The 9,720-nt window shown below is 54.3% G+C and carries 9 protein-coding genes and 1 other RNA gene; 5 read left to right on the top strand and 5 right to left on the bottom strand.

What is annotated here, in order from left to right; all coding sequences use genetic code 11:
• Positions 1–112 precede the first annotated feature (112 nt).
• Together R6U90_RS03105 and recN are read left to right on the top strand one after the other, a co-directional pair.
• Positions 113–991: an NAD(+) kinase gene (locus R6U90_RS03105; protein WP_410351199.1), complete on the top strand. Its 879-nt coding sequence runs from the start codon at positions 113–115 to the stop codon at positions 989–991.
• A gap of 233 nt (positions 992–1,224) precedes the next feature.
• Entirely contained in the window at positions 1,225–2,898 is a 1,674-nt protein-coding gene (gene recN, locus R6U90_RS03110; RefSeq protein WP_410351200.1) for a DNA repair protein RecN, read from the top strand.
• A 298-nt stretch (positions 2,899–3,196) separates the two neighbouring features.
• On the opposite strand, the gene fur is transcribed toward recN, so the two are convergent.
• On the bottom strand, positions 3,197–3,616 hold the full coding sequence (gene fur / locus R6U90_RS03115) for a ferric iron uptake transcriptional regulator (RefSeq protein WP_410351210.1): 420 nt from the start codon (positions 3,614–3,616) through the stop codon (positions 3,197–3,199).
• A gap of 71 nt (positions 3,617–3,687) precedes the next feature.
• On the opposite strand from fur, the gene R6U90_RS03120 reads away from it, so the two are divergent.
• Positions 3,688–4,128 (top strand): outer membrane protein assembly factor BamE, encoded by a 441-nt coding sequence (locus R6U90_RS03120; protein WP_410351201.1) that lies wholly within the window; start codon positions 3,688–3,690, stop codon positions 4,126–4,128.
• 10 nt (positions 4,129–4,138) lie between these two features.
• Here R6U90_RS03120 and R6U90_RS03125 read toward each other — a convergent pair whose 3' ends face one another.
• Genes R6U90_RS03125 through R6U90_RS03135 form a run of 3 tightly spaced genes read right to left on the bottom strand, consistent with a single transcriptional unit; the run spans position 4,139 to position 6,269 of the window.
• The gene (locus tag R6U90_RS03125) at positions 4,139–4,453 is read right to left on the bottom strand and encodes an RnfH family protein (protein WP_410351202.1); all 315 of its coding nucleotides are present in this window, start codon (positions 4,451–4,453) and stop codon (positions 4,139–4,141) included.
• Entirely contained in the window at positions 4,446–4,874 is a 429-nt protein-coding gene (locus R6U90_RS03130; protein ID WP_410351203.1) for a type II toxin-antitoxin system RatA family toxin, read from the bottom strand. The genes R6U90_RS03125 and R6U90_RS03130 overlap by 8 nt, the downstream gene beginning before the upstream one ends.
• Positions 4,875–4,892: 18 nt before the next feature.
• A complete protein-coding gene (locus R6U90_RS03135; protein ID WP_410351204.1) occupies positions 4,893–6,269 on the bottom strand; it encodes a sodium-dependent transporter in 1,377 nt (458 codons plus the stop codon).
• A 127-nt stretch (positions 6,270–6,396) separates the two neighbouring features.
• Here R6U90_RS03135 and smpB point away from each other — a divergent pair, with 127 nt between their 5' ends.
• Both smpB and ssrA read left to right on the top strand, forming a co-directional pair.
• The gene (gene smpB / locus R6U90_RS03140) at positions 6,397–6,882 is read left to right on the top strand and encodes an SsrA-binding protein SmpB (RefSeq protein ID WP_410351205.1); all 486 of its coding nucleotides are present in this window, start codon (positions 6,397–6,399) and stop codon (positions 6,880–6,882) included.
• Positions 6,883–7,021: 139 nt separating this feature from the next.
• Positions 7,022–7,385: a transfer-messenger RNA gene (ssrA, locus tag R6U90_RS03145) on the top strand.
• Positions 7,386–7,485: 100 nt separating this feature from the next.
• On the opposite strand, the gene R6U90_RS03150 is transcribed toward ssrA, so the two are convergent.
• Positions 7,486–9,720: EAL domain-containing protein (locus tag R6U90_RS03150; protein WP_410351206.1), on the bottom strand; the 2,235-nt coding region annotated here is incomplete at its 5' end.

Consider the following 9,720-nt stretch of genomic DNA (forward strand, 5'->3'; position numbering starts at 1 on the left):
ATGATTGGCACTCGTCAGAATAGAGTGCCAATCGCGAATTTGCAACTCGTCGCGAGCGCTCTCAGGCCTGCCGACTGCCGTGCCGGGAGAATTGAAAACGGGAAGAATAACAATGAATAACGCTTTCAACACGATTGGACTGATTGGCAAATACGCCGACCCCGCTGTCAATGACGCCATTCTGGAAGTGGGCCGGCTTCTGGAACGGCGTCAGTGCAATATCCTGATTGAGGAAAGCACGGCGCAACACCTGAGCGATTGCGATTATATTCGCGTCAGCCTGGAGGAACTGGGGCAACGCTGCGATCTGGCCATTACCATCGGCGGTGACGGCACCCTGCTCAACGCCGCCCGCTCGCTGGTAGAAAGTAAGGTCCCGCTGCTGGGCATCAATCTTGGGCGACTCGGCTTCCTGGTGGATGTCTCACCTGACGAAATGGCGCAACAGATCAATGAAATCCTCAATGGCAAATACGAGGAAGAACACCGGATTATGCTGACCACGGTGATCCATCACCACGAAGGCCCACCCAGCCAGAGCGATGCCTTCAATGATGTAGCGCTGCATAAATGGGAAGTGGCCCGCATGATCGAAACCGAAACCTATATCAATGGACGCCTGCTCAACAGTGTCCGTTCCGACGGGTTGATCATCTCCACGCCTACCGGTTCCACCGCCTATGCCCTGTCGGCCGGCGGCCCGATCCTGGAACCGGACATGGACGCCATGATCATTGTGCCCATTTGCCCGCACACCATGAGTTACCGGCCTATCGTGGTCGACGGCGACAGTGAAATCGAAGTGGTGGTCAAAGACGATCCCCATTCTCACGCCCAGGTGACCTGTGACGGTCAGATCAACCTGGGCGTGATCTCCGGCGAGCGGATCCTGATCCGCAAAAAGGAGACCGTGGTCCGCCTGATCCATCCCTGCAAACACAATCATTATGAAATACTGCGCCGCAAGCTACACTGGGGCGAACACTTCTGAACCGTGTGGATTGTGATCGAAAAGGGATGAGTAACACGGCATGCTGACGCATCTCCATATCTGGAACGACGTACAGGGACATACTAATACCCACGGCATTCGCTGCGCTCATGGGGCAGGCCCCTGTCGCGGCAGGCATGGGCAAGGAATTGCTCCCGGCAATTCCCTGCATTTCCTCCATCCCTGGAGGTCATGCCGGGAGCGACCTTACAATTATGCAGTAACTGTCTGATATGCTTACACATATTCACATATGGAATTTTGCTATAGTCGAGAAACTCGACCTGGCCATGGACAACGGTTTGACCGTCTTTACCGGGGAGACCGGCGCCGGCAAATCGATCCTGCTTGATGCCCTGAGCCTGGCCCTGGGCGATCGCGCCGACAGCGCCGTGATTCGCCACGGCGCCGACAAGGCCGAGATTAGCGTCACCTTCAGTACCACAGATGCCCCCCAGGCCGAAACCTGGCTCGCTGAACGGGAGCTGGCCAGCGAAAACGAGTGCATCATTCGCCGCACCATCAGCAGCAACGGACCCTCCAAAGCCTTTATCAACGGCAAACCCAGCCCCATTCAGAGCCTGCGCGAGCTGGGAGAGATGCTGGTGGATCTGCATGGGCAGCACGAACACCAGTCCCTGCTCAAACGGGATATCCAGCGCCAGCTGCTGGACGATTACGCCGGTCATCAGACCCTGTTGCAACAATTGCGCGAAGTGTATCAACGCTGGCAACAACACAAGAACGAACTGGACAATCTGCGCCAGGCCAGCAGCGAGCGCGACGCCCGGCTGGATTTGCTGCGCTTTCAGGTCAACGAACTGGACACGCTCGCCCTGGATGAGGACGAACCGTCGGAGCTGGAGCAGGAACACAAGCGACTGGCCAATGCCAGCCAGCTGCTGGAGACCAGCGAGCGGGTCAGCCAGCTGCTGCAGGATAATGATGAAACCAATGCCAGTCAGCTGCTCAGCCAGTGCAGCAGTGAACTGCAACAGCTGGCCGAAACCGACTCACGCCTCAAGCCGGTCGCCGAGCTGCTTGACAGCGCGCTGATCCAGGTGCGCGAGGCCGGTAGTGAACTGCGCCATTACCTGGATGCGCTGGAACTGGATCCCGGACGTCTGAGCTGGGTCGAACAGCGTCTCTCAGACATCCATGCCCTGGCGCGCAAACACCATGTAGCGGTCGAGGAATTGCCCGGCGTACTGCCGCAACTGCAACAACAGCTCGAATCGCTGGAGCACGCCGACGTGCAACTGGGCCAGCTACAACAGGCCCTGGACGAGGCGGAAAACGATTATCGCCAGCTGGCGAAGCAATTAAGCGAGGGCCGTCACAAGGCCGCCACACGGCTGGCCGAACAGGTAACGCAAAACATGCAGACCCTGGGCATGGAAGGCGGTCGTTTCGATGTGCAACTGGAAGCCCGCGAGGAAAGTTTTTCGCCCAATGGTCTGGAACGGGTCGAATTCGTGGTCAGTGCCAATCCCGGACAACCGTTACGTCCCCTGAGCCGGGTCGCCTCAGGCGGAGAGCTCTCCCGGATCAGCCTGGCGATTCAGGTAATTACCGCCCGGGACACCCGTATCCCGACCCTGATCTTCGACGAGGTGGATGTCGGCATCGGCGGCCGGGTCGCGGAGATCGTCGGCCTGCAACTGCGCGAACTGGCCTCCCATCGCCAGGTATTATGCGTCACCCACCTGCCGCAAGTCGCCGCGCTGGGCCAGCATCATTTCCAGGTCAGTAAACGGGCCGCCTCCGATGTCACCATCAGCGAGATCGTCGAGCTTAAGCCCGAACAGCGCGTCGACGAAATCGCCCGCATGCTCGGCGGCATTGAAATCACCGACCAGACCCTCTCCCACGCCAAGGAGATGATCGACCGTGCCCAGGCGGGGTGAAGAAAACCCAACGCAGAGGCGCAGAGGCGCAAAGTCTTAATGACTCAATCAATCACGTATGATTGTTCAGTGAATTTGCAGGGACGGGCAGATTTCGGGAGGCGTTCTTTCTTGCTCGAATGAATCAGCAGACCAAGCAACTTGATGTAGCAGGCAAGAAATACAGATTTTCCGCTTCGTTATCTGTGCCCAGAAGGCAAATGATTTCGAAGTATATTTGTGATGACATGCATTTATTTGTGGGCAAAATTTTTGATGTTTTTTCTCTGCGCCTTTGCGCCTCTGCGTTAAAGCTCTTCTATTTTGCTTTTTTCTGGCAGTCAGGGCAGATGCCGTAGATATATAAAGAATGGTCGGTCATGGTGTAGCCCAGGCGGTCGGCGATGGCGTGCTGGCGTTCTTCGATGGTTTCGTCCATGAACTCGTCGACCCGGCCGCATTTGACACACAGGATGTGGTCGTGGTGGGTACCTTCGTTGAGTTCGAACACCGACTGTCCACCCTCGAAATGATGACGGGTCACGAGGCCAGCAGCTTCGAACTGGGTCAGGACCCGATAGACCGTCGCCAGGCCGATTTCATCCCCGCTTTCCAGCAGGGCCTTGTAGACTTCCTCGGCAGTCATGTGTCTGACGTCACTGCCCTCGAGGAAGTTCAAAATCTTGAGTCGTGGCAGGGTGGCCTTGAGACCGGCTTTTTTCAGATCCTGGCTTTCCATTTCGCCCTCTCTACAACCTGTCTTGCGCATGCTGTATCATGCGCTCAAGTATAACCGTATCCGGGATAGAAATGCGAAACCTTCTCATTCTGATTTTACCTGCCCTGTTCGCCCTCGGGCCGACAGCTTGTTCGATCTACAAGGTCGACATCCAGCAGGGCAACACGCTTGAAGTCCAACAGGTGAACGAACTCGAACCTGGCATGTCCAGGGAGCAGGTGGTTTATCTGCTGGGCACGCCATTGCTTCGGGATCCCTTTCATCCCGGGCGCTGGGACTACGTCTACAACTTCAAGCCCGGTGGTGGCGAGCCCGAAAGCCAGCATCTGACACTCTATTTCGAGAACGGAAGCCTGGCAAAAATCGACCGCTCGGCCTTTGTCGATTTCAACAAGATTTACGCGCCCACCGGTAGCGGACGTGCCGACACAGCCAGTCAGAGTACTGGTGGCGATCGGGGGCCGGCGCCACCACAACCCTCGCCCGGTGGTGGAGGCCTGCCGATGCCCTGAGGGCTGTAGGTCAGTTTTTCGACTCGTTCTGTGGTTCTTTTTTGGCTGCCCGCCGCCGGCGCGACTCCTTGGGATCGGCGATCAACGGCCGGTATATCTCTATCCGGTCCCGCTCCCGCAGTTCGGTATCCGGGCGAGTGATCTTGCCAAAGATACCCAGCTTGTTTTTGGCCAGATCAATTTCAGCAAAGTGTTCCAGCACCCCGGATAATTCGATGGCCTGCTGGACTGTCGTGCCCGGCGCGACCTCCAGTGGAATGAGGACCTGCTCATCAGGGCGCGCATAGGCCACTTCCACCGGAATTGTTGAGGCCGGCTCAGTCATACACTACCCGGGCACGTTCGATAAAGGAATCCACCAGCGTTCCGGCAATCCTGCTGAACAAGGGACCAAAAGTCATTCCCATCAACTTGCTGGAAAACTCGAAATCCATCTCCAGCGAAACCTTGCACCCATCATCCCCCAGAGGCTCGAATCCCCAGACCCCTTTCAGGCTTTTGAATGGTCCCTTGACCAGATTCATTTCGATCCGCTCGTGTGGATAGAGCTCATTGCGGGTAGTAAAGGATTTATGCAGGCCGCTGTGGGCGATTTCGAGACTGGCCTCGACATGACTGTCCGTGCGGTGATGTTCCTCGGCATGATGGCACCAGGGTAAAAACTGGGGATAAGCCACAATGTCATCGACCAGGGCATACATCTGGTCGGGGCTGTAAGGCACCAGAGCACTTTTATTTATCTGCATATATTACCAGGTCGCGGGTTAGATGATGCCTAGCATGTTTAAAAAGACCAGTAAAATGGCCGCCGGTGTAACGAATTTGACCAGGAAACGCCATAAATTATAGCGCATACCGTCACCCAGTCCGAGCTCATCACGGCTCGCTTCGCGGCTCATAAACCAGGCCGCAAAAATGGCGATGAACAGTCCGCCCAGCGGCAACATGATATTGGTAGTGAGGATATCCAGGATATCGAAAATTCCGTTTTCCTTCACTACGCCGGCAAACTCGAATTCAAACGCCCATTCATTGAAGGAGAAGACACTGGCCACTCCCAGCAGCCAGGTCACGATCCCCGCGTAAAGGGTAGCCGTGATCCGACGCAGATTAAAGGTTTCCACCAGCCACGTGACCACCGGCTCCAGCAGGGAAATACTTGAGGTCCAGGCGGCGAAACTCAGCAACACGAAAAACAGACTGCCAAACAAAACCCCGCCCGGCATATGCCCGAAGGCCAGCGGCAGGCTGATAAAGATCAACCCCGGCCCGGCCGATGGTTCCATGTTATTGGCAAAGATAATGGGGAAGATGGCGATCCCCGCCAGCAGAGCGACGCCGGTGTCGGCGGCGGCGATGGTAAATGTCGTCCGGCTAATAGACGCCGTGTGCGAAAGATAGGAACCATAAACCATGATTGCCCCCATCCCCAGGCTCAACGTGAAAAAAGCCTGCCCCATGGCGGTCAACACGCCCCCCCAGGTCAGGGCTGAAAAATCAGGCCTGAACATGAACTCCAGACCCTGCATGAAAGCTTCACCCTGGCTCATGGCATAGCCCACCATGACCAGTAACAGCAAAAACAGGGTTGGCATCAGGAATTTGACCGCCGATTCCAGTCCGCTTTTGACCCCGCGCGCAACGATTATTATGGTCATGGCCATAAACAGGGTATGCCAGAACAACAGAGTTTCAGGATGAGCCAGAAAACGATCCAGAAACAGACTCTCGACGCCATCGGCCGTGGCCCCGGTAAAGACGCCAGTGGCGGAGCGGAAGATATACGCCAGCGACCAGCCGGCAACGACGCTATAAAAAGAGAGAATCAGAAATCCGGCCAGTACTCCGAGCCAGCCCAACCATTTCCAGTTGGGATTGTGACCCGATTCGACAGCCAGATCGTACATGGTATTGATCGGGCTCTGGCGGCCGCGCCGGCCCAGCATGATCTCGGCCATCATTACCGGAATCCCGATCACGACAATACAGGCCAGATAGACCAGCACAAATGCACCGCCGCCGTTCTCTCCGGTGATATAAGGGAACTTCCAGATATTGCCCAGACCAACCGCTGAACCGGTCGCCGCCAGGACAAATGCCCAGCGCGAAGACCACTCTCCATGCATCGATTTGCGTGCCATGCCCCTGCTCCATTATTTTCGTTATGCCCGGATTTTCGGTGAATTCGCTCCCCGGCTCAACCTTCCGGGCCGCTTTTGTTCCTGCTTAACTATCTGCCCTCGCGTCGCTCCGGTATAATGCATGACCATGAGCAAGCCAAAGAAAAGCAAATCGGGGCACTCCAGCAGTACTATCGTGCTGAACAAGAAATCCCGTCACGATTATATCCTGGAGGAGCGTTTCGAAGCTGGTCTGGCGTTACAGGGCTGGGAAGTCAAAAGTCTGCGCGAGGGGCGGGTGCAGATCCGCGACAGCTACGTGATCCTCAAGGATGGCGAAGCCTGGTTATTGGGAGCGGTCATCACCCCTTTGCCCACCGTTTCTACCCATATTCAACCTGAGCCCCAGCGGACCCGCAAACTGTTACTGCACCACGATGAACTGAACAAGCTGATCGGTGCCGTAGAACGCAAGGGCTATGCCCTCATCCCTACCGCACTTTACTGGAAAAAAGGCCGTGCCAAACTGGAAATCGCTCTCGCCAAGGGCAAACAGGCCCACGATAAACGTGCCGCCATCAAAGAACGCGACTGGCAGCGGGACAAACAGCGGATCATCAAAAACAGGGCCTAGGTACAAGTGACGAGGGACGAGGCCCCTCTTTCCCAGTCCTGGCCCTCGTCACTCGTACCTCGTCCCTTGTTAATTACCGCACAGCCCCTATATATACAGGGAACTATCCGCTAGAATAACAGTCGAAAGAATATACCAAGGGGGCGACCTGGCTTCGACGTGGGTTGCGAAACCGGAGGTGCATGCCGAGGTGCAGATAACCTCGTAAATCAATCTGCAAACCTTATAGTTGCCAACGACGACAACTACGCACTCGCCGCTTAAAACCCGGTAGGGTGCCCTCTGACTGAAGCCGTGTCTGTGCGTTCAGATTCCAGGGGTCATATCTCACAGGATCGCGTCAAAGCTCGTCCGGGGCCGCGACGTTAAAACCTAACCGGAATCGCCGTCAGTTGGCCCTGCCCGTCGGGTTGCTGCCGGTTAAAATAATAGACGCGGATAAGCATGTAGAGCCAATGGCAGAGGACTTGCGGACGCGGGTTCGATTCCCGCCGCCTCCACCATTCAGTGACAACGCCACCATACCTGGTGGCGTTTTTTATTGCCCGTCGATAACAACTTTGCTTCCCACCGGCTGTTCCTTGCCCGCCGTTCCAGGCCGGATCAGGTTTGCATTCGAGAGCTTGAACTTTCGTTCCTGAGTAACTCCTGAAACTCCACAGCAGGTACCGGACGACTGAAATAATAGCCCTGGGCAATCTGGCAGTTTTGTGCCCGCAGGAAATCACAATGCGCTTTCTCTTCGACGCCCTCGGCTATTACCGTCAGCTGCAGATTTTCCGCCATGGCCAGAATCGCTCGCACAATGGCGGCATCGTCGGGATCGTTGACAATGTCCCGAATGAAATCCCGATCGATTTTCAGCTTGTTAACCGGGAGTTTCTTGAGATAGCCCAGTGAGGAATAACCGGTTCCAAAATCGTCAACAGTAATTGTCGCGCCGTACTTTTGCAGTTTGGTCAGAATATGAAATGCAGTCTCGGTATCTTCCATCAGAATCGATTCAGTAATTTCCAGTTCGAGATCGGAAACCGCCAGCTGATAATAATCGCAAGTCGTGAGAATATGTCCGACCAGATCACCACGTTGTAACTGGACGCCGGAGACATTAATCGCTATCTGCTGAATTGTATAGCCGTCATCGCGCCACTGGCGCAATTGTTGACAGGCCCGGGTAATGACCCAGTCACCAATCGGAACGATTAATCCGGTCTCCTCGGCTATCGGAATAAAACGATCCGGTGGGATAGCTCCCAGCTGGGGATGTGACCAGCGCAACAGGGCTTCGGCCGAGGTAATCCGTCCACTATCGAGATGGTTTTGAGGCTGGTAATAAAGATCCAGCTGACTCAATTCGATAGCCTTGCGCAGGTTGGTTTCGAGTGTCAGTTTTTCGTGGGCTCTGCGAGACAATTCCGCAGTAAAAAACTGGAACCCGTTGCGCCCCTGCTCCTTGGCACGATACATGGCCGCGTCAGCATTTTTCAGCAGCGTTTCCACATCCTGGCCGTCATAGGGGCTGATACATATCCCCATACTCAAGCTCATGTGCAGATGATTCGCATCGATGTCAAACGGGTCAACAAATGCATTGAGCAGTTTTTCAGCGAAATAGGCAACATTCTCTTCTGATTCAATATTCTCCAGCAAAACCACAAATTCATCACCACCTAGCCGGGCGACTGTATCGTTTTTGCGTATATTCATAAGAAACCGTGACGCCACATTCACCAGTAATTTATCGCCCAGGGCATGGCCCAGTGTGTCGTTAATATTCTTGAATCGATCCAGGTCGATAAAGATAATCGCCAGCTTGGTTTTATTACGTGCAGTTCTCTCCAGCGCCTGAGTCAGGCGATCATTGAACAACACACGGTTGGGCAGCGAGGTCAAAGGGTCATGATAGGCCAGAAAGTCGAGTTTTTCCTGTGACTGCCTGATGTCGCTGATATCAGAGAAGACAGAGACATAATTGAGTATATCACCGCTCTCATTACGTATTATGTTTATCGTTTGCCAGGCCGGAAACAGTTCGCCATTTTTACGTCTGTCCCAGATTTCTCCGCGCCATACCCCTTCTTTTTGAAGCTGCGCCCAGACTTCGGCATAAAAATGCCGGTCATGGATACCGGAACCGAATATGTTCGGATTCTGACCCAGCAATTCTTCTTTACTGTACCCGGTAATATTCAGCAGAGCCTCGTTGACCTCTATAATCTGGTTATTGTGGTCGGTCACCACCACACCTTCACTGGTATTTTCCAGAACTACCGCAGACAGTTTCTGGCGATTAAAATCCCCGCGCTGATGAGTTACATCAAAGAACATAAAAATTATCTTTTCAGGTTCACTCCGTTCATCGAGAATTGGTGCGACTGTCACATTATAATAGACATCATCGATCAAAAATTCAGGATAGTTTACTCTTACACCCTGCGCCATCAACTCCCGCAGATTTTGCTGATTTTCCTTGTAAGGGCAGTTACTTATTTGTTCAAAAAGCACCTTGCCGATGACTTCATCACTGTCGCCGTGTAACAGGGATTGGGCCTGTTCGTTGAACATTTCAATACGCATATCATCATCGATAACAATGATCGCAGTACCCGCGGCATTGAGGACTGCGCATATCTCAACATAAGCGCTGCGCAGTTCTTCAGTCGTCATCCGATGACGTTCAATTATTTCTGTCAGAGCATCAGTCACAAGAACGAGTGGGTCCTGTTCAAGCAGGGCCTGATCGTCAAGGTTATTGGGATCGATGGTATCGACCCCTGCAAGGGGTAAAAGGCGTTGCAGGCGATAACGAAGATAGCGGATGGCATTGTTATGCATCGC

Origin of the sequence: Thiohalophilus sp., assembly GCF_046483665.1 — a bacterium.
Taxonomy (GTDB): domain Bacteria; phylum Pseudomonadota; class Gammaproteobacteria; order UBA6429; family Thiohalophilaceae; genus Thiohalophilus.